20 protein-coding genes are annotated in these 18,585 nt (G+C 71.6%); 4 read left to right on the top strand and 16 right to left on the bottom strand.

The annotated features are described in order from the left end of the window. Nucleotides 1-16: 16 nt before the first annotated feature. Nucleotides 17-394 carry a DUF5319 family protein gene (locus AB0F88_RS07610; protein WP_326635634.1) on the top strand — a complete coding sequence of 126 codons (378 nt, stop codon included), beginning with the start codon at nucleotides 17-19 and terminating at the stop codon, nucleotides 392-394. Here the strand turns inward: AB0F88_RS07610 and AB0F88_RS07605 are convergent. The 4 genes from AB0F88_RS07605 to groES all read right to left on the bottom strand — a co-directional run bounded on the left by AB0F88_RS07605 (nucleotide 355) and on the right by groES (nucleotide 3,618). Beyond that, nucleotides 355-558 (bottom strand): anti-sigma-D factor RsdA, encoded by a 204-nt coding sequence (locus AB0F88_RS07605; RefSeq protein WP_362678531.1) that lies wholly within the window; start codon nucleotides 556-558, stop codon nucleotides 355-357. The two genes, AB0F88_RS07610 and AB0F88_RS07605, sit on opposite strands and share 40 nt — an antisense overlap. An 82-nt stretch (nucleotides 559-640) precedes the next feature. Beyond that, nucleotides 641-1,279 (bottom strand): sigma-70 family RNA polymerase sigma factor, encoded by a 639-nt coding sequence (locus tag AB0F88_RS07600; protein WP_329090055.1) that lies wholly within the window; start codon nucleotides 1,277-1,279, stop codon nucleotides 641-643. 314 nt (nucleotides 1,280-1,593) lie between these two features. Further along, nucleotides 1,594-3,216 (bottom strand): chaperonin GroEL, encoded by a 1,623-nt coding sequence (groL, locus tag AB0F88_RS07595; protein WP_362678527.1) that lies wholly within the window; start codon nucleotides 3,214-3,216, stop codon nucleotides 1,594-1,596. A gap of 90 nt (nucleotides 3,217-3,306) precedes the next feature. Continuing rightward, nucleotides 3,307-3,618 carry a co-chaperone GroES gene (gene groES, locus AB0F88_RS07590; protein ID WP_362678524.1) on the bottom strand — a complete coding sequence of 104 codons (312 nt, stop codon included), beginning with the start codon at nucleotides 3,616-3,618 and terminating at the stop codon, nucleotides 3,307-3,309. Between the two features lie 243 nt (nucleotides 3,619-3,861). Here groES and AB0F88_RS07585 point away from each other — a divergent pair, with 243 nt between their 5' ends. Both AB0F88_RS07585 and AB0F88_RS07580 read left to right on the top strand, forming a co-directional pair. Beyond that, complete coding sequence (locus tag AB0F88_RS07585; RefSeq protein ID WP_362678521.1) at nucleotides 3,862-5,028, top strand: class I SAM-dependent methyltransferase; 1,167 nt, start codon at nucleotides 3,862-3,864, stop codon at nucleotides 5,026-5,028. Between the two features lie 239 nt (nucleotides 5,029-5,267). Beyond that, nucleotides 5,268-6,557: a hypothetical protein gene (locus tag AB0F88_RS07580; RefSeq protein WP_362678518.1), complete on the top strand. Its 1,290-nt coding sequence runs from the start codon at nucleotides 5,268-5,270 to the stop codon at nucleotides 6,555-6,557. 69 nt (nucleotides 6,558-6,626) lie between these two features. On the opposite strand, the gene AB0F88_RS07575 is transcribed toward AB0F88_RS07580, so the two are convergent. Then, complete coding sequence (locus AB0F88_RS07575) at nucleotides 6,627-7,220, bottom strand: MarR family transcriptional regulator (RefSeq protein ID WP_362678515.1); 594 nt, start codon at nucleotides 7,218-7,220, stop codon at nucleotides 6,627-6,629. Between the two features lie 106 nt (nucleotides 7,221-7,326). Here AB0F88_RS07575 and AB0F88_RS07570 point away from each other — a divergent pair, with 106 nt between their 5' ends. Further along, a complete protein-coding gene (locus tag AB0F88_RS07570; protein WP_362678512.1) occupies nucleotides 7,327-8,385 on the top strand; it encodes an alkene reductase in 1,059 nt (352 codons plus the stop codon). Between the two features lie 214 nt (nucleotides 8,386-8,599). Here AB0F88_RS07570 and tsaD read toward each other — a convergent pair whose 3' ends face one another. The 11 genes from tsaD to AB0F88_RS07515 all read right to left on the bottom strand — a co-directional run bounded on the left by tsaD (nucleotide 8,600) and on the right by AB0F88_RS07515 (nucleotide 18,454). Further along, nucleotides 8,600-9,631 (bottom strand): tRNA (adenosine(37)-N6)-threonylcarbamoyltransferase complex transferase subunit TsaD, encoded by a 1,032-nt coding sequence (gene tsaD, locus AB0F88_RS07565; protein WP_362678509.1) that lies wholly within the window; start codon nucleotides 9,629-9,631, stop codon nucleotides 8,600-8,602. Next, nucleotides 9,624-10,076, bottom strand: a complete 453-nt coding sequence (gene rimI, locus AB0F88_RS07560) for a ribosomal protein S18-alanine N-acetyltransferase (RefSeq protein WP_362678506.1) — start codon at nucleotides 10,074-10,076, stop codon at nucleotides 9,624-9,626. The genes tsaD and rimI overlap by 8 nt, the downstream gene beginning before the upstream one ends. Then, nucleotides 10,073-10,756, bottom strand: a complete 684-nt coding sequence (tsaB, locus tag AB0F88_RS07555) for a tRNA (adenosine(37)-N6)-threonylcarbamoyltransferase complex dimerization subunit type 1 TsaB (protein ID WP_362678503.1) — start codon at nucleotides 10,754-10,756, stop codon at nucleotides 10,073-10,075. The genes rimI and tsaB overlap by 4 nt, the downstream gene beginning before the upstream one ends. 77 nt (nucleotides 10,757-10,833) lie before the next feature. Next, nucleotides 10,834-11,394, bottom strand: a complete 561-nt coding sequence (locus tag AB0F88_RS07550; protein ID WP_362678500.1) for a class F sortase — start codon at nucleotides 11,392-11,394, stop codon at nucleotides 10,834-10,836. Nucleotides 11,395-11,400: 6 nt separating this feature from the next. Then, nucleotides 11,401-12,066, bottom strand: a complete 666-nt coding sequence (locus AB0F88_RS07545; protein ID WP_362678497.1) for a hypothetical protein — start codon at nucleotides 12,064-12,066, stop codon at nucleotides 11,401-11,403. A 183-nt stretch (nucleotides 12,067-12,249) separates the two neighbouring features. Continuing rightward, nucleotides 12,250-12,702, bottom strand: coding sequence for a tRNA (adenosine(37)-N6)-threonylcarbamoyltransferase complex ATPase subunit type 1 TsaE (gene tsaE, locus AB0F88_RS07540; RefSeq protein ID WP_362678494.1), 453 nt, complete (start codon nucleotides 12,700-12,702; stop codon nucleotides 12,250-12,252). A gap of 172 nt (nucleotides 12,703-12,874) precedes the next feature. Next, the gene (locus AB0F88_RS07535; protein ID WP_362678491.1) at nucleotides 12,875-13,966 is read right to left on the bottom strand and encodes an alpha/beta hydrolase; all 1,092 of its coding nucleotides are present in this window, start codon (nucleotides 13,964-13,966) and stop codon (nucleotides 12,875-12,877) included. Nucleotides 13,967-13,986: 20 nt separating this feature from the next. Further along, a complete protein-coding gene (alr, locus tag AB0F88_RS07530; protein WP_362678488.1) occupies nucleotides 13,987-15,114 on the bottom strand; it encodes an alanine racemase in 1,128 nt (375 codons plus the stop codon). Then, nucleotides 15,111-16,631, bottom strand: coding sequence for an NAD(P)H-hydrate dehydratase (locus AB0F88_RS07525; protein WP_362678485.1), 1,521 nt, complete (start codon nucleotides 16,629-16,631; stop codon nucleotides 15,111-15,113). The genes alr and AB0F88_RS07525 overlap by 4 nt, the downstream gene beginning before the upstream one ends. A gap of 10 nt (nucleotides 16,632-16,641) precedes the next feature. Beyond that, on the bottom strand, nucleotides 16,642-16,992 hold the full coding sequence (locus AB0F88_RS07520) for a holo-ACP synthase (protein ID WP_362678482.1): 351 nt from the start codon (nucleotides 16,990-16,992) through the stop codon (nucleotides 16,642-16,644). A 46-nt stretch (nucleotides 16,993-17,038) separates the two neighbouring features. Continuing rightward, a complete protein-coding gene (locus tag AB0F88_RS07515) occupies nucleotides 17,039-18,454 on the bottom strand; it encodes an alkaline phosphatase PhoX (protein ID WP_362678479.1) in 1,416 nt (471 codons plus the stop codon). Nucleotides 18,455-18,585: the final 131 nt, after the last annotated feature.

Raw genomic sequence — 18,585 nt, 5'->3', positions numbered from 1 at the left:
GCCATAAGGTGGGATCGTGCTCGACGATGTCCCTCGCGATCCGTTCGCGGATGACCCCGACGACCCGGCGGCGGCGCTGGGCGATCCCGACGATCCCGAGCCGCTGACGACGGACGAGCGCGACGAGGCCATGACCGACCTCGCCGACGTGGAGGTCTTCCGCTCGTTGCTGGAGCCCCAGGGCGTGCTCGGCCTGGTGCTCGACTGCCCCGAATGCGGGGAGCAGCACTACTTCGACTGGGAGCTGCTGCGCGGCAACCTGCGCCAGATGATCGAGAACGGCCAGCCCCAGGTGCACGAGCCCGCCTACCAGCCCAACCCCACCGACTACGTGAGCTGGGAATACGCCCGTGGTTACGTGGACGGCGTGATCGACACCGAGGAACACCGCTGATCCACGTCGTCGATCAGGGCCGCCAGCAGGGCGACCGCGGCGTCTGAGCCGGAGACGGGCCTCCTGCCGGAGAGCGCCTCCAGGAGTTCGTCGGTCTCGGCGACCGCCGGGTCCTCGTCCGGCCCGTATCTCCGAGCCGGACGTCGCGGATGAACCGTTGTCATGATCGTTCTCGCTCCGGGTCGTCGCGAGCCCCGCCCCGCGGTTCGGGCCTTCGCTCGCGCCCCCTGCTCGACGGCTCCGCGATCAAGCTATCGACTCCAGCTCCGCCATCGCTCGTAGCCGGGCCAGCGCCCTGTGCTGGGCCACACGAACCGCACCTGGTGACATGCCAAGTACATTACCGGTCTCCTCGGCGGAAAGGCCCGACACCACTCGAAGCATGAGCAGCTCGCGCTGGTTGTCCGGCAGCCTCGACAGCAGCCGGCGGGCGTGTTCGGCCTCGATGTAACGCACCACGGTCTCCTCCGGCCCCGGACCCTCGTCGGGCCCGTCAGGAAGGTCCTGGGTGGGCACGGCGGATCGTACGGAGCTGCGCAGCGCGTCGGCCACCTTGTGAGACGCGATGCCGAAGACGAAGGACGCGAACGGGCGTCCCATGTCGCGGTAGCGGGGCAGTGCGGACAGCACCGCTATGCATACTTCCTGGGCCACGTCGTCCGCGATGTGATACTGACCGGAAACCCGGCCCAGACGACCACGGCAATATCGGACGACCATCGGCCGCAGTTGCGCGATCAGAGATTCGATCGCGGTGCGATCCCCCTGAACGGCGAGGCTCGTCAGATCCTTGAGATCATCCCTGTGGGCGACCCCATCAGACCTCGTCGCAAGCCTCACCCCATTTTTGGCGTCGGCGACGCATCCCTCGGTCACGTTAGGCATGATGCCCGCCCTGGTAGTGACTGTCGTCATCGCAAACGGCTACGGATTGGTCACATTGAGGCGGAGATAACGGCGCGTAATCGAACGGCGACCGCAACGACTACAGAATGTGCAAATATTCCATTCGATTGCCAAATACGTCGGCTATTCGCTAGAACCGCGTTTGGTCTTCTGTCCGGCACGACGCTTGAGATCGTTTTTCGGTTTACCGCGAAACGCGAACGGCTCGCGCCTCCGGGGAGACGCGAGCCGTTCGGAACCGATGATCGGCCGAGGGCCGACCGGGGGTCGTCCAGTGACCGATCAGTGACCGATCAGTGGCCGTGACCGTGGCCGTGACCCTGGCCGGCGGCGGCCGGGGCCTCCTCCTCGGGCTTGTCCACCACGAGGGCCTCGGTCGTCAGCAGCATGCCGGCGATGGAGGCGGCGTTCTGGACGGCCGAGCGGGTGACCTTGACCGGGTCGATGACGCCCTGGGCGATCAGGTCGCCGTACTCGCCGGTGGCGGCGTTGAAGCCCTGGCCGACGGGCAGCTCGGTGACCTTCGCCGTCACGACGTAGCCCTCGAGACCGGCGTTCTCCGCGATCCAGCGGGCCGGCTCGACGAGCGCCTTGCGGACGATGGAGACACCGGTCGCCTCGTCGCCGGTCAGGCCCAGGTCGTCGAGGACCTTGGAGACGTGGATGAGCGCGGAGCCACCGCCGGAGACGATGCCCTCCTCGATCGCCGCGCGCGTCGCCGAGATGGCGTCCTCCAGGCGGTGCTTCTTCTCCTTGAGCTCCACCTCGGTGGCCGCGCCGACCTTGAGCACGCAGACGCCGCCGGAGAGCTTGGCGAGGCGCTCCTGGAGCTTCTCGCGGTCCCAGTCGGAGTCGGACTGCTCGATGGCGAGCTTGATCTCCTTGACGCGGTCGGCGATCGCCGCGGCCTCACCGGCACCGTCGACGACGGTGGTGGAGTCCTTGGTGATGACGACGCGCCGGGCGGTGCCCAGCACCTCCAGGCCGACGTGCTCCAGCTTGAGGCCGATCTCCTCGCTGACGACCTGGCCACCGGTGAGGATGGCGATGTCCTGCAGCATGGCCTTGCGGCGGTCGCCGAAGCCCGGAGCCTTGACGGCGACGGAGGTGAAGGTGCCACGGATCTTGTTCGTGACGAGGACCGCGAGAGCCTCGCCCTCGACGTCCTCGGCGATGACCAGCAGGGCCTTCTTCGTCTGCGCGATCTTCTCGAGCAGCGGCAGGAAGTCCGAGACCGAGCCGATCTTGCCCTGGGTGATCAGGATGTAGGGGTCCTCCAGGATCGCCTCCATGCGCTCCTGGTCGGTCACCATGTAGGGCGACAGGTAACCCTTGTCGAACTGGAGGCCCTCGGTGAACTCGAGCTCCAGGCCCATGCTGTTGGACTCTTCGACGGTGATGACACCGTCCTTGCCCACCTTGTCGAACGCCTCGGCGATCAGCTCGCCGATCCTGGCGTCCTGCGCGGAGATCGTCGCGACGTTCGCGATCTCCTTCTTGTCCTCGACCGGGCGGGCCGACTCGATCAGCCGGTCGCTGACGGCCTTGGCCGCGATGTCGATGCCGCGCTTGAGGGAGAGCGGCTGCGCTCCGGCGGCCACGTTGCGCAGGCCCTCGCGGACCATGGCCTGGGCCAGGACGGTCGCGGTGGTGGTGCCGTCACCGGCGACGTCGTTGGTCTTGGTCGCCACTTCCTTGGCCAGCTGGGCGCCCAGGTTCTCGTACGGCGTCTCCAGCTCGACCTCGCGGGCGATGGTGACACCGTCGTTGGTGATGGTGGGCGCACCGAACTTCTTGTCGATGACGACATTGCGGCCACGCGGGCCCAGCGTCACCTTGACCGCGTCCGCGAGAGCGTTCACGCCGCGCTCGAGAGCTCGGCGCGCGTCCTCCTCGAACGACAGGATCTTCGGCATGACAATCCTCTCTATAAGTACGTCGGCGCATCAAAGCCCCGGGCGCTCTCGCGACCCGGGGCTCGATACGTCATCTTTGTGAAGCGAGAACTACTTCTCGATGATGGCGAGCACGTCACGAGCGGAGAGCACGAGATACTCCTCGCCGTTGTACTTCACCTCGGTGCCGCCGTACTTGCTGTAGAGGACCACGTCGCCCTCCTTGACGTCGAGCGGAATCCGCTTCTCGCCGTCCTCATCCCAGTTGCCGGGGCCCACCGCGAGGACCTTGCCCTCTTGCGGCTTCTCCTTGGCGGTGTCCGGGATGACCAGACCGGAAGCGGTGGTCTGCTCGGCCTCAAGCGGCTGGACCACAATGCGGTCGCCGAGCGGCTTAACGGGAACCTTGGTGGCGGTCGTCACGTCGGACCTCCCCTTCAGATTTGAATGATCTAGAAGAGGCGACCAGCGGTCTGCCGTCGCGGGTGTCAGACCTGCCTCGTCGCATGTATTTGGCACTCTCACCGGGAGAGTGCCAATACGGAACAGTATGCAAGGTGGCCTTGACAGTCAACACGAAGCACCTCTTCTGCGCTTCACGCGAACGTCAAGCCAGGTGGAAGCCCCTCGCGAAGCCCTACGGCCGAGGCGGTAGCGTCGGCTGGTGTGAATCTCGACGCATTCCGGGAACTCCTGACCCCGCGCGGCCAGGAGGCCCTGGGCGCGGCGGCCGGGATCGCCGGCGACGACCCGGTGGCGGCGGTGACCAGGCTGAGGAAGACCTACGACGCGGACCTGACCTCGGCGGCGTTCACGCAGGCCACGCTCCGGCTGCGCGCCAGGGAGAAGTTCGGGGCCGACGCCGATCTCATGTACTTCACCCGGACGGGCCTGGAGCAGGCCACCCGCCGGGAGGTCGCCGACCATCGGGCGCGGCGCGTCCCCGCGGGCTCGCGGGTCGCCGACGTCTGCTGCGGCATCGGCGGCGACCTCCTCGCCCTGGCCAGGGCCGGGTGCTCGGTCGAGGCCGTCGACGCCGACCCGCTCACCGCGGCGATCGCCCAGGCCAACGCGGACGCCCTGGGCTTCGGCGACCGGGTCTCGGTCCGCGCCGCCGACGCCTCCACCCTGGACCCGGCCGCCTTCGACGTCCTGTTCGCCGACCCGGCGCGCCGTACGGCGCGGGGCAGGACCTTCGACCCGATGGGCTACTCGCCGCCCTGGCCCGCCGTGCTGGAGATGGTGGCCCGGGCCGGGGCCGCCTGCCTGAAGGTCGCCCCCGGGATCCCGTACGAGTTCGTCCCCGAGGGCGCGGAGGCCGAGTGGGTCTCGTACAAGGGCGACGTCAAGGAGGCCGTGATCTGGTGCGGCGCGCTGGCGGGCGGGACGGCGCGCAGGGCGACGATCCTGCCGTCGGGCGACACGATGACGCCCGATCCCGCCCTCGGCGATCCCGCCACCGGCCCCGCCGGCCGCTACATCTACGAGCCGGACGGCGCGGCGATCCGCGCCCACCTGGTGGCGGAGATCGCCGCGTCGGTCGGCGGGCGCCTGCTCGACCCGCAGATCGCCTACATCACCGGCGACGCCGCGACGCCGACGCCGTGGGCGTCCCGGTACGAGGTCCACGAGACGCTGCCGTTCTCGCTCAAGCGGCTGCGGGCGGCGCTCCGCGAGCGCGGCGCGGGCAATGTGACGATCAAGAAGCGCGGCTCCGCGGTGGACGTCGACCGCCTCAGGAAAGAGCTCCGGCTTTCCGGTGAGGAATCCGCGGTCGTCATTCTCACCCGAATCGGCGACCGGCCATTCGCCTTCGTGTGCGGCCCCGGCTGACCGGCCGGATCGAACCCGTTCGACCAGCCGCAGTAAGCACTGTTTGACCAGCCAAAATAGTCAATTCTTCCAGCCAACCGGCAATTCCTCTCTTTTAATCTCGCTGCCGGAAAACCTTGATCCAGAGGCTAAGGTTGCCAGGCGGGAGTTCTCTCTCGCCTGCGGTTTCATATCGTTCATCGGCAAATCCCATCAAATCCAACCGCGCGGCTGAGCGTCGGCGAGTGAAGGAGCTCTCGGTGGATCACTCCGACCACACCCTGCTCCAGGCAGGCAGCCAGACCGCCATCTCCGACCGGATGCGCGAGCTCCTCGCCCGCGCGGCGCAGGACCACGTCTACGAGCAGCGGACCCAGGGCGCGGTGCTCGACGAGATCCGGCAGCGCCTGGAGGGCATGGAGTGGCTGCTGCGCGAGGTCAGGGAGCGCGAGATCGGCGGGCTGAACGGCACGCTGGAGTCCGTCCACGGGCGCCTGGACGACATCGCCGCCAAACCGCCCTCCTGGGCCGAGGGCCTGGCCCAGCACGTCGAGGCGGTGCGTGACCACGTCGACGCCGTCGGCGAGCGGGTCGACTCCCTCGGCCGCCGGGTCGAGACCGTCCGCGACCGGGTCACCCCCCTCGGCGAGCTGCCGAGCCTGTGGACCGACCTCGGCACCGTGGGCGAGAGCGTGGACGAGGCGCTCACCCGCCTGCGGGCGATCTCGGAGGGCACCCTGGGCCTCGACGAGCAGGTGCGGCAGCTGGCCGAGCACCTCGGCAGGCTCCAGGCCGACATGGGCATCGCGGCGCACCGGTTCGGCCGCCTGGACAGGGCCCTGGCCGACCTCTCCCAGCGCACCGGGCGTATCGAGGCGGGGATGCTCGACCTGTCGGCGAGCCTCCAGCAGGCCGTCGGCACCGCCGCCGACCGGATGCTGGCCGCCGTCGAGCAGGTCAACGGCAAGGTGGACCTGGTGAGCGGCAGGGTCGAGCAGGTGGGTGCCAGGGTCGACCTGGTCGTGCCCAGGATCGACGAGCGCGCCGCCGCCGTCGAGAACCGCATCGACAGCCGCATCGACCGGCTGGACGGCCATCGCATGGCGGCCGGTGGCCGCTTCGACACCCTCGACGAGCGCCTCGACGACATCGAGGGCCGCCTCACCGGCCGGATGGACGTCATCGACTCCCGGCTGTCCACGCTGGACGGGCACGCGGAGAAGTCCGCCGAGCGCCTGGAGAGCCTGGACGAGCGCCTGGAGGTCCTGCCCGCCGTCCTCGGCGTCGGCGCGCTCATCGGCGTTCAGACCGACGAGCAGCGCGAGCGCTTCGACTCCCTGGACGAGCGCGTCATCCGGGCCGAGGCCGCGCTGGCCCCGCTGGCCGAGACGCTTCGCGCCCTGCCCGACCGCGACCAGCTCTCCGAGGCGCTGAGCGAGACCGTGGAGCCCGCGCACACCGACCTCACCCGCCGCCTGGGCGCCCTGGAGGAGACCATGCTGGCCCTCGCCGAGGCGCTGCTCCGCCCCACCAGGGCCGACCAGGACTGACCTGCGGGCGGGCCTCGCCTCGGTCGCGCCCCGCCCCCACCGGCCGGCCCGGGTCCCGTACGGACGCCGTCAGCCGTCGCGCGCGACATCGGCCGGGTGACCCTCCAGGCCCTCCACGACCCTCGCCTCGGGGCACAGGTTGTTCCTGACCACGGAGAGCAGGGTCAACAGCTCGTCGGTCTGCTCGGCCGTCAGCCCCTGGGTCATCCGGCGGTGCATCTCGGCGAGGACCCGGTCCACCTCGGGGCGGAGCGCGTGCCCCCTGGGCGTGACGTCGACGATGCTGATCCGCCGGTTGGCGGGATCGGGCCTGCGGCTGACGAACCCGCTGCGCTCCAGACGCTGCAGGGTCTTGGTCATGGTGGAGACGTCGATGCCGACGATTCTCGCCAGGCCGTTCTGCGACTGGGGGCCGTTGTCCCACAGGGCGCCCATCACACGCTCCTGGCCCGGGTAGAGGTCGATCTCCCCGAGGAGGCTGGCCAGCAGCACGCGGTGGCCGCGAGTCGCGTTGGCCATCAGGCAGTTGAGATCGCTGTCGTACTCACCGCAGCCCGGGGCGGCGCCGCGCGCCCCGGCCGGGTCCCCGTCCGCGGCGCTCTCACGGGCCGCGGCGCGCTCGCCGGTCGCGTCGCGCTCTTCGTCGATCAGCGGCTCCGCCATGTCAGGTCCTTCCGTTCCCCCCGACACTACCGCTTGCATGTTGGCCGACCAAGTTGTAGAACTGCTTATTGGCTAGCCAAGTTGGCCAGCCAACAAAGGAGTCGTCATGCCTTTCTCACCGTTCTCGCTCGCCGGTCTCCAGCTGCCCAACCGGCTGGTGATGGCGCCCATGACCCGGTCACGGTCCTACGTCGACGGGATCCCCTCGTCGCTGACCGCCCTCTACTACGCGCAGCGGGCCTCCGCGGGCTTGATCATCACCGAGGGGGTGCAACCCAGCCAGGCGGGGAAGGGCTACATGAACACCCCCGGGCTGCACAGCGACGAGCAGGTGGCCGGGTGGCGCGAGGTCACCGACTCCGTCCACGCGGCGGGCGGCAGGATCTTCGCCCAGATCATGCACTCCGGCCGGATCGGCCACCCCGACAACACCGGCGCGCTGCCCGTCGGGCCGTCCGCCGTGCGACCGGCGGGCCAGATCTTCACGCCGTCGGGCCTGCAGGACTACCAGATCCCGATCGAGCTGACGACCGCCCAGGTGGAGGCGACCGTCCAGGACTTCGCCGACGCCGCCGAGCGCGCCGTGGACGCGGGCTTCGACGGGATCGAGCTGCACGGCGCCAACGGCTATCTCATCCACCAGTTCCTGTCGCGGAACGCCAACCTGCGCGAGGACCACTTCGGCGGTTCGGTGGCCAACAGGATCCGCTTCGGCGTGGAGGTCGCGCGGGCGGCCGCCGACCGGATCGGCGCCTCCCGGGTCGGCATCCGGCTCTCGCCCGGCAACGGCGCGGGGGACCTGGTCGAGGACGACCTGCACGAGGTCTACCCGGCGCTGGTCTCCGAGCTCGCCGGGCTCGACCTCGCCTACCTGCACCTGGTGGCCGGTCCCTCCGACGACGTCAACCAGGAGATCCTCAAGTCCTGGCCGAACGCCCTGATCGTCAACGACCCGTCGATCGGCGACCCGTCGGCCCGGACCGCGCACTGGCTGGAGCGCGGCGCCCACCTGGTCTCGCTGGGCCAGTCGTTCCTCGCCAACCCCGACCTGCCGCTCCGCCTGCGCCTCGGCGCCGAGCTCAACCAGGCCGACCTCAGCTCGGCCTTCGGGGGCGACCACCGCGGCTACACCGACTACCCGGTGCTGGCCCTGCACTCCGCCTAGGACACCCGCAGGGAAGGACCCGCACAGGCACTCCGCCTGGGGCACTCCGCCTGGGGCACCCCGCGGGGAAGGGCCGCACAGCCGCCGCCCGACGGCCGGGCGGGCACGCGCGAACGGCGCACCCCCCCCGGCCCGGCGACACCCGCGGGCGTGGACCGTGGAAGTCATCGGCTCCACGCGCGACGGCGACACCCGCGGGCGCGGGCCGGGCCCGTCAGACGTGGACGGTCGTGATGGGCATCGAGGAGTCGGCGGGGATGTCCAGCCGCGACGGCGCGATGCCGGCCGCCACCAGGTCGGACCCCAGGGCCGCCACCATGGCGCCGTTGTCCGTGCACAGCCCGGGGCTGGGAACCCGCAGCCGGACCCCGGCCGCGTCACAGCGCTCCTGGGCCATCGCGCGCAGCCGGGAGTTGGCCGCCACCCCGCCGCCGATCAGCAGGTCCTGGACGTCGTACTTGGCGCACGCGCGCAGCGCCTTGCGGGTCAGCACGTCGACGACGGCCTCCTGGAACGAGGCCGCCACGTCGGGCACGTGGACCCGCCCGCCCTCCTTCTCCCTGGCCTCCACCCACCGGGCCACGGCCGTCTTCAGACCGGAGAAGGAGAAGTCGAGCGTCCCGTCGTCGTACTTGCCGCGCGGGAACGCGATGGCCGCGCCGGAACCCTCACGGGCCGCCCTGTCGATGTGCGGCCCGCCGGGGAACGGCAGGCCGAGCACCCTGGCCACCTTGTCGAACGCCTCGCCCGCGGCGTCGTCCACCGTGGACCCCAGCGAGACGACGTCCCTGGCGACGTCGGGCACCAGCAGCAGGGACGAGTGCCCGCCGGAGACCAGCAGGGCGATGCAGGGCTTGGGCAGGGCCCCGTGCTCCAGCTGGTCGACCGCGACGTGGGCGGCCAGGTGGTTGACGCCGTACAGCGGCACGCCCAGGCCCAGCGAGTACGCCTTGGCCGCGGCGACGCCGACCAGCAGCGCCCCGGACAGGCCGGGCCCGGCCGTGACCGCGATCGCGTCGACGTCGGCGAGGCGCAGCCCCGCCCGCCCCAGTGCCAGCTCGACGGTCGGGGTCATCGCCTCCAGGTGCGCCCTGGAGGCGACCTCGGGCACCACCCCGCCGAAGCGGGCGTGCTGCTCGACGCTGGAGGCGATGGCGTTGGCCAGCATGGTGTGCCCCCTGACGATGCCGATCCCCGTCTCGTCGCAGGAGGTCTCGATTCCCAGGACCACCGGTTCGTCACGCATGGAGATCCTTCCTCATCATGATCGCGTCAGTGCCGTCCTCGTAGTAGCGGCGGCGCAGGCCGATCCGCTCGAACCCGAACCTGTCGTAGACGGCCTGCGCGTCCGGGTTGTCGGCGCGCACCTCGAGGAAGACCGACACGGCGCCCCGGCGGGCGGCCTCGGCCAGCAGCTCGGTCAGCATGGCGCCGCCGACGCCGGTCCTGCGCCACTCGGCCAGCACGGCGATGGTCTGCACGTCGGCCTGGTCCCCCGCCGCGGCGAGGCCCGCGTAGCCGACGATCACACCGTCGACCAGGGCCACCACGTAGTGCCTCGTCCTCGGCTGGTCGTCGAGCTCGCCGCGGAGCATGCCCTCGCTCCAGGCGTCGGCGGGAAAGGTCTTCCGCTCCACCTCCATGACCGAGGGCAGGTCGTCGACGGTCATCCGGCGCAGCACGGCGGTCATGCCGTGACCCTCTTGGGCGCCGAGGGTTCCTTGGCGTCGGGGCGGCGCAGGTAGATCGGGCGGGGCGGGCCGAGCACGGGGTGGGTGCCGCTCTCCACGGCCTCGCGGACGCCCGGCTCGCCGAGCAGTCCGGCGGCGAGCGCCGCCATCGCGCCCGCGTGGGGGTACTCCGGCACGTCGAGGAGCCGGGAGGCGCCGACGACCTCGGCGTACATCCGCGCGCCCGCGCCGGCCAGCGGGAGCTCCCCGGGCAGATCCTGGGGCCGGTCCACGGCGGGGCCCGACAGCCGGGTGCGCGCGTCCCGGTAGTGGCCCCAGAACACCTCCTTGCGCCGGGCGTCGGTGGCCACCAGGAACGGCTCGGCCAGCTCACTGCCGTACGCGAGCGCGTCGAGGGTGCACACGCCGTACGCCGGGACGCCCAGCGTCGTGGCGAGGGCCTGGGCGGTCACCAGACCGACCCTGAGCCCGGTGTAGGGGCCAGGGCCCGAGCCCGCGACGACGGCGGTGACGTCGCCGAGCGAGGCTCCGGCCTCCCGGAGGACCGTCTCGATCGTGGGGACGAGCAGCTCGCCGTGACGGCGCGCGTCGACCGTCGTCGACTCGGCGAGGACCCTCTCACCGTCGTGCAGAGCTGCGGTGACGGCGGGGGTGGCGGTGTCAAAGGCCAGGACCAGCACGAACAGTTAGCCTATCCCGTCCCGCGAGGGCTCAGGGGCACTCCCCCCGAGTGAGCCGCGCGGACAGGCGTAACGACTCAGGTCTTGACCAGGGTGGCGTAGACGATGAGGTTGTCCTCGTACTCGTTGCTGTCCCAGTCGAAGTCCCCGCCGCAGGTGATCAGCCGCAGGCCGTCCTCGAGATAGACCTTGTCGGCGGGGAACCGGTGCTTGCTGATCTGCTCGATCGTGTCCACCCGGTACTGGGCCACCTTGCCGTCGCTGCGCACGACCTTGATGACCTGCCCCTCCCGCATGTCCTTGAGCTTGTAGAAGACCGCGGGCGCGGTCTTGGTGTCCACGTGCCCGAGGATCACCGCGGAACCCTCGTCGCCGGGGACCGCGCTGTCCTTGACCCACCCCGCGACGTTCGGCTTCTCGTACGGCGGCAGATCGACCCGGCCGTCCGTCACGCCGAGCTTCATCAGGGGCGCCTTGATCCCCAGGGACGGGATGTCGATGCGGCTGGGCACGATCGAGGTGCGGGCGGGCGCCTTCTCCTCCTCGACGTCGCCGCCCCTGTTGCCGAACGCGACCATGACGACACCGGTGATCACTCCGGCCAGGACGATCCTGGACCAGCGGGTGGAATCGGCCATCGGGGACTACGAACGGCGGCGACGCACGACCGCGATGCCGATGCCGCCCGCCAGGGCGAGGGCGAGCAGGACACCGGTCGTGCCGATCGGGGCACCCGAGTCGCCGGGACCTCCGGCCGCGGTGCCGCCACCGCCCGTACCCGGCGCCTCGGTGCTGATGATCGTCCGGGTCGGCCTGGAGGTGGGGTCGGTGGGGGTGGGGCTCGGCTCGGTGTCGGGCACGATCCTGAGGTTGGCGCTGCCGGTGTCGTTGGTCCCCTCGCACCTGGCGTTGACCTCGTGGACCCCGGCGGCGGTGCCCACGGCGACGGTGGCCTGGCCACGGACCCACGGGCGCGGCGTCGGGGTCGCGGTCGAGGCGGGGTCGGGCGTGGGCGTCGCGAGGATCGGGTCGAGGGTCACCGGGGTGCGGAAGATCCGGGAGGACGCGGTACCGCGATGCTCGGGACCGCCCTGCGGGATCGGGCAGTTCGCGAGGACCCACACCTTCTGCCCGGCCTTGGCGCGGGCCGGCTGGAGCTGGACCTCGATGTCCTGCCGGCTGATGCCGGAATCAGGCAGGGTTGGAGTGGGAGTGCCCGTGGGGCTGGCCGATTCGGCGCCCGCCGAGCACCCGACCAGTCCGAAAAGGACGATGGCTCCCAGAACCGCGACACGCTTGACGCTTGGCACCGTCGAACTCCACTTCGCCCTCCGGCCGACGACCCTCGCCCGGCACGATTTCCCACCTGTTCCCCATTAAACATGGGCAAACCCGCCAGAGTCGATCATCAGGCCTGACGATCTAGACCAATGGTGCGTAGTGCCAGCGTGCCAGGATTTCCCCGGCTTCGTAGGCACATCAGTGGACACCGTTCAGATGACGCCGTGCCAACGCGGCCCGACCCCCCGGAGGGTCACGGTCCGTTCCTCGCCCGGCTCGCCGGACGCGCCCCTGCCGATGAGGATCTCCAGCCGGTCGTCGGCGAGCCCTTCCACCAGGCCCTCGCCCCACTCCACGACCGTCACCGACTCCTCCAGCGAGGCGTCCAGGTCCAGGTCGTCGACCTCCAGGTCGCCCCCGAGGCGGTAGGCGTCGACGTGGACCAGGGGCGGGCCTCCCGCGAGCGAGGGATGCACCCGGGCGATGACGAAGGTCGGCGAGGTGATCGGGCCGCGCACCTTGAGCCCCTCGGCCATCCCCTGCACCAGGGTCGTCTTGCCCGCGCCGAGCGGGCCCGACAGCACCGCCAGGTCTCCGGGGCGCAGCAGCGCCGCCAGCTCCTCGCCCAGCTCCCGCATCTCCTCGGCGGTCGCCACGATTCTCACCGCTTCGTCACTCCTGTCGATGCCTCTCGGTGTCCCACCGCGTTTTTCGGGTGTCCCACCGCGCTTCTCGGGGTCCGTCGACCCCCGTGGCGCCGTGCGGCGCCCTCTCGAACCCCGGGGCCCGGTTCGGCCGGACCTCGGGCTCACCGTACGCCGTGCGCGTGCCCCCGGCTCACCGGCCCATGTCACCGGCGTCGGCGGCGTCGGCGTCGTCGCCCGCGTCCACCCGCTTGAGCAGCTCGTGCAGGGCTTCGTTGACCACGGTAGGCCGCTCCAGCTGGACCAGGTGCGAACTTTCCGCGATCTCGGTGAACCGGGCGCTCGGCAGTGCCGCCGCCATCGCCCTGCTGTGCTCGACGGGCGTCAGCCAGTCCTTGTCACCGACCATGATGGAGGTCGGGACCTGGTCCAGCACGCGCAGCGCGCTCAGCTTGTCGTGCGACATCAGCGCCGGGTAGAACTCGGCGATCACCTCGAAGGGGGTGGATCGGATCATCGACTCGGCGAAGTCGACGACCGTGGGGCTGACGTTCCTGGAGTCGCCGAAACCCAGGTGGCGCAGGGCGAGGAAGGCCACGTCGTTGCCGACCTGGCGGCTCTTGTCGACCAGCGAGCCGCCGCGCCTCAGGATCGACACCGTGCCCGGCGTGACCCTGTGCACCGCCTTCGACAGCAGCGCGGGCAGGCCCAGGGAGATCTCGCCGAGCTTGCCGGTGGAGGTGGAGATCAGCGCGACGCCCCTGATCTTGTCGCCGAACAGCTCCGGATGCCGGTCGGCCAGCGCCATGACCGTCATGCCGCCCATGGAGTGGCCGACGAGCACGCACGGGCCGGGCACCAGCGCCTCGATGACCTCGGCCAGGTCGTCGCCGAGCCGGTCGATCGAGCAGTCCTTCATCGGGATGCGCGGCGAGCGGCCGTGGGAGCGCTGGTCCCACAGGACCAGGCGGTGCGTGCCGCCCAGGTCGCGCCGCTGGTAGTGCCAGGAGTCGAGGTTGAGCGTGTAGCCGTGGCAGAACACCACGGTCAGCGGGGCCTCCTCCTGCCCGTCGACCTCGGCGTACAGGGGAACACCGTCGGAGGTGGTGACCGTGGTGGGGCGGCCGCGCAGCTCTCCGAGCGGCTCGCTCGCCTCCAGGTCCGGGCGGAGCCTGATGCGTCCGACGGCGTACCGCTTGGCGAGGGCGCCGGCGGCCACTCCCGCCGACGCGACACCGACGATCGCGCCCGCGATACCGACCCTGCGCCGTCTGGTACTACTCATGCGACCCCCTGAGCTGCCTTTCACCGGTAAACGCGCGGGACCCGCGAACCGATCCTGGTCACGATCTCATGCGTGATCGTGCCGAGGGAATCCGCCCACTCCTGAGCGGTGGGCTCACCTCGCGAGCCGTCACCGAACAGGATCACCTCGTCACCTTCCGCCAACGGGTCGTCCCCTACGTCGATCATGAACTGGTCCATGCAGACCCTGCCCGCGATCCGCCGCCTGCGGCCACCGGCCAGCACCTCCGCCAGGTTGGTGGCGTGCCGCAGAACCCCGTCCGCATACCCGAGCGGGACGAGGCCAAGCGTCGTTTCCCGATCCGTGACGTACAGGTGCCCGTAGGACACGCCCGTTCCGGCGGGAACCCGCTTGACCAGCGCGATCCGCGCGGTGAGCGTCATCGCCGGGCGCAGCCCGAAGTCTCCGAGCCCGGGCACCGGGCTCAGCCCGAAGGCCGCGATCCCCGGGCGGACCAGGTCGTAGCGCGCCTGCGGCAGCGTCAGGATGGCCGCCGAGTTGGCGATGTGCCTGATGACGTGGGAGCCGCCCGCGCCCGCCTTCTCCGCGATGAGCAGCGCCTCCTCGAAGGCGGCCAGCTGGGCGGCGATGGACGGGTCTCCCGGGATGTCGGCGCAGGCGAAGTGGGACCAGAGCCCGACGATCTCGATCGTGCCCTCGGCCCGGTGCCGCAGCGCCCGCTCGACCAGGGCCGACCAGTCCGCCGCCGCCGCGCCGCCGCGCGACATGCCGGTGTCGGCCTTCAGGTGCACCCCGGCCGTGCGGCCGGCCCCGGCGGCGGCGCCGGCGATCGCGTCGACCGTCGCGACGGAGCCCGCCGACAGCTCGACGCCGTGCCCGACGGCCTGCTCCAGCGGCTCGCCCGGCGGGATGATCCACGCCAGGATCGGCGCGGTGATCCCGGCGGCCCGCAGCTCCAGGGCCTCGCGGACGTAGGCGGTGCCCAGCCGTCCCGCCCCGGCCTCCAGGCAGGCGCGCGCGACGGGGACCAGCCCGTGCCCGTAGGCGTCGGCCTTGACCGCGACCATCATCTCGGCGCCGGGCGCGTGGCTCGCGAGCAGCGCCAGGTTCTCACGGATCGCCGAGAGGTCCACCCGTGCCTCGGCGGGAGTCATCGGGAAACTCATGACCCCAGTTTGGCAGGTGAGCCGATGTGCCGGGGGCCGTTGACCAGGGAACGAACCGTCTCCGGCAGTGCCTCGGCGACGTCCCAGGCGGTGAGAGGGCCTTCCCGACCGGCGATCCCGTGCAGGTAGGCGGCGCAGGAGGCCGCGTCGTACCCGCTCAGCCCGGCGGCCAGCAGCGCGCCCGCCAGGCCGGCCAGCACGTCGCCGGTGCCGCCGGTCGCGAGCCAGGGGCTGCCGGTGGGGTTGATCCTGACCGGCCGCCCGTCCTCGGCGACCAGCGTGGTCGAGCCCTTGAGCAGCACCGTCACGCCCAGCTCCGCCGCCGCCCTGCGCACGTTCTCCAGGCGCCGCGCCTCGATCCGCTCCCTCGGCACGCCGATCAGGCGGGAGAGCTCGCCCGCGTGCGGGGTGATCAGCACCGGCGCGCCCCGGCGGAGCAGGGACCTGTCCTGGGCCGCCAGGGTCAGCGCGTCGGCGTCGACGAGCACGGGTACCTCGCTCGACAGCACCGAGCGGGCGATGGCGCGCGCCTCGTCGCCGGTGCCGAGGCCGGGGCCGAGCACCCACGCCTGTACGCGGCCCACCTCCCCGACCCCCTCGCCCGGCGCGAGCGTGGTGATCACGGCCTCGGGCCAGCGGGCCCGCACCTGGGCCACCGGCTCCGCCACCCCCGCGTAGCGGACCATGCCCACCCCGGCCCGCAGCGCCCCGCCCACGGCCAGCACCGCGGCGCCGGTGTAGCGCTCGCTGCCGGCCGCGATCCCGACGACGCCCCTGCGGTACTTGTCGGACGACGCGCCGGGCCTGGGCAGCAGCGCGGCCACGTCGGCGTCCGTCGGCACGGCCGCGTCGGGGTCGGGCAGGTGGGGGCCGAGGCCGATGTCGACGAGTTCCGTCCGGCCCGCGTGCCCGGAGCCGGGATCGACGAGCAGCCCGATCTTCCACGCCCCGAACGTGACGGTGGCGTCCGCGAGGACCGCGGGGCCCTCCACCCGGCCGCTGCTCGCGTCCACGCCGCTCGGCACGTCCACCGCGAGGACCTCGCCGGGCGCGTCGTTCGCGAGCCCGGCCAGGGTCGCGTACGGCTCCCTGAGCGCCCCGGTCCCGCCGATCCCGAGCATCCCGTCCACGATCAGGTCCGCCGCGCCGAGCAGATCGCGGACGCGCGCTCCCGCCGGGTCTTCCGCGGGGCCGTGATCGGGGTGCGGGCCGGTCACCCGGCCGCCCGCGCGGCGCAGGGCCGCCAGGCCCGCGGCGTGGACGCGCGTCCCTGCGAGGATCGCGTCGACCCTGGCCCCCCTGGCCGCCAGGCGGGCCCCGGCGTACAGGGCGTCGCCGCCGTTGTCGCCGCCGCCGACGAGCAGCACGACGCGGGAGCCGTACACACCGCCGAGCATCCTGGCGCAGACCACCGCGAGCCCGGTGGCGGCCCGCTCCATCAGGGCGCCCTCGGGCAGCGTCGCCATCAGCGCCGCCTCGGCCGCCCTGATCTGGTCGGAGGTGTACGCGATCCGCATTCCACCGAATCTATCCCTCGGCGATCACATAGGCGATGGCGACGCCCCCGTCATGGCTCAGGGAGATGTGCCACCGGGTCACGCCCAGCGCCCCGGCGACCTCCGCCGCCCGCCCGGTCACCCGCAGTTCGGGCCGCCCGTGCTCCCCGCCGATCACCTCGGCGTCCAGGTGCCGCAGCCCGGGAGGCGCGCCCAGGGCCTTGGCGACGGCCTCCTTGGCCGCGAACCTGGCGGCCAGGGAGGCCGTGCCCAGCGCGCTCTCCCCCTCGGTGAACAGCCGGCCCCGCAGCGCGGGCGTCCGCGCCAGCGTCGCCTCGAACCTGGCCGTGTCCACGACGTCGACGCCGATACCAACGATCACTTTCCCAGGCTAGCGGCGTCACACCACCGGCCCGCGATCCCGCGGGTCAGAAGCCGCCGCGCTGCCAGGGGCCCCAGATGGCGAAGCTCATCCCCTTGGCCGACTGGACGTTGACGTAGAGGGTGTGGCCGCCGGGGCCGAACGTCGAGCCGGCGAACTCGGCGCCGGAGTCGCCGTCGACGGGGACCAGCCGGGAGAAGTCGAAGATCTCGCCCCGACGGGTGAGGCCGCGCAGGTAGTTGTCGCCCGAGCCGTCCTCGCAGAGGACCAGGGTGCCCCGGGGGCTGGCGGTGACGTTGTCGGGCAGGTCGAGGGTGACCGCGCCCGGCGACTCGTAGACGAGCCTGAGCCGCCCGCTCCACGTCTCGTACGCCCACACCTGGCCGCGCCCCTTGCCGAAGCCGCTGGGCGGGGTGTCGCCGGACGCGGTCGCGCCGCCCTGGGTGGAGACGAAGTAGATCGTGCCGTGGTGGTTGATCGCCCCCTCCAGCCGGGAGAAGAGCGCCGCCCCCTTGGCCCTGCCCTGGTTGCCGACGGCCTGGACGGCGACGTCGTTGGCGGGGGTGCCGATGAAGGCGGGGTCGGGGTCGTCGATGTCCACCCAGGTGGTCGCGTACGAGGCTCCCCTGGGCTGGCCGAGCGAGAGGTCCTTGCCCGGGGCGCCGCGCACGGCCAGCATCTGGAGCCTGCCGCCGTCGAGGATGCGGCGGGCCTCCAGCGGGTTCTTCGGGGGCAGGTAGCGGTAGAAGCCGGAGGCGAAACCGAAGTTGTCCTCGGTGAGGTAGATCGCGCCGGTGAAGCCGTCGAACGCGGCCGACTCGTGGGCGAACCGCCCGGCGTTCCTGATCGGCCCTCCGGCCTTGCCGTCGAGCGGGACCTCGAAGATGTAGCCGTGCTTCTGCGTGAGCTTGCCGTTGTCCTGGCCGGTGAAGTCGTTGCCCACGTCCGGCCCGTTCACGGTCTCCTCGCAGGTCACCCAGGCGCCCCAGGGCATCGGGCCGCCGGAGCAGTTCATCTGGGTGCCGGTCAGGCTGGGGGCGGACTTGAGCACCTTGCCGTAGCGGGTGACCCGGAGGGTCGAGGTGCCGCCGCCCGCCGCCGGGTCGTAGGCCCTGTCCGGGTCGCCGAACGCGCCGACCGGGCCGTTGACCTCGTGGTTGCGGATGAGGATCGCGCTGCCGGCCGGTCCCCGGAACGCGGCCATGCCGTCGTGCCGGGAGGGGACGACGGACCCGTCGCTGAACTTGTCGCCGGCGGCGTTGAAGGACCGGTAGTGGAATCCTGCGGGCAGGTGGAGCCGCACCACGCCGTCCCGCTCGTCCTTGACCGGCTTCAGCGGCCCGTACCCGGCGCCCGGGAGGATCTCCCCGTTCGCTCCCGCCCGTGCGACACCGGCGAACGGCCCGGCCACCCCCAGGGCGGCCAGCGCACCACCTCGGGCGAGGAAACGACGACGATCCATCTTGCGGCTCCCTTGGGTCCGGTGGATTGTCCGGTGGATTCACGCCACGTTAATCCGTCCCAGTAAACCGCTATATGGCATATATCGACAATTAATCTGGCAAGGAGGCGGGCAGCCCCCATACCCACTTC

The sequence above is a fragment of the Streptosporangium sp. NPDC023963 genome, assembly GCF_040639135.1.
In the GTDB taxonomy this organism is placed as follows: domain Bacteria; phylum Actinomycetota; class Actinomycetes; order Streptosporangiales; family Streptosporangiaceae; genus Streptosporangium.
Note: the sequence above shows the minus strand (reverse complement) of the source record. Positions and strands in the feature narration are given on the sequence as shown.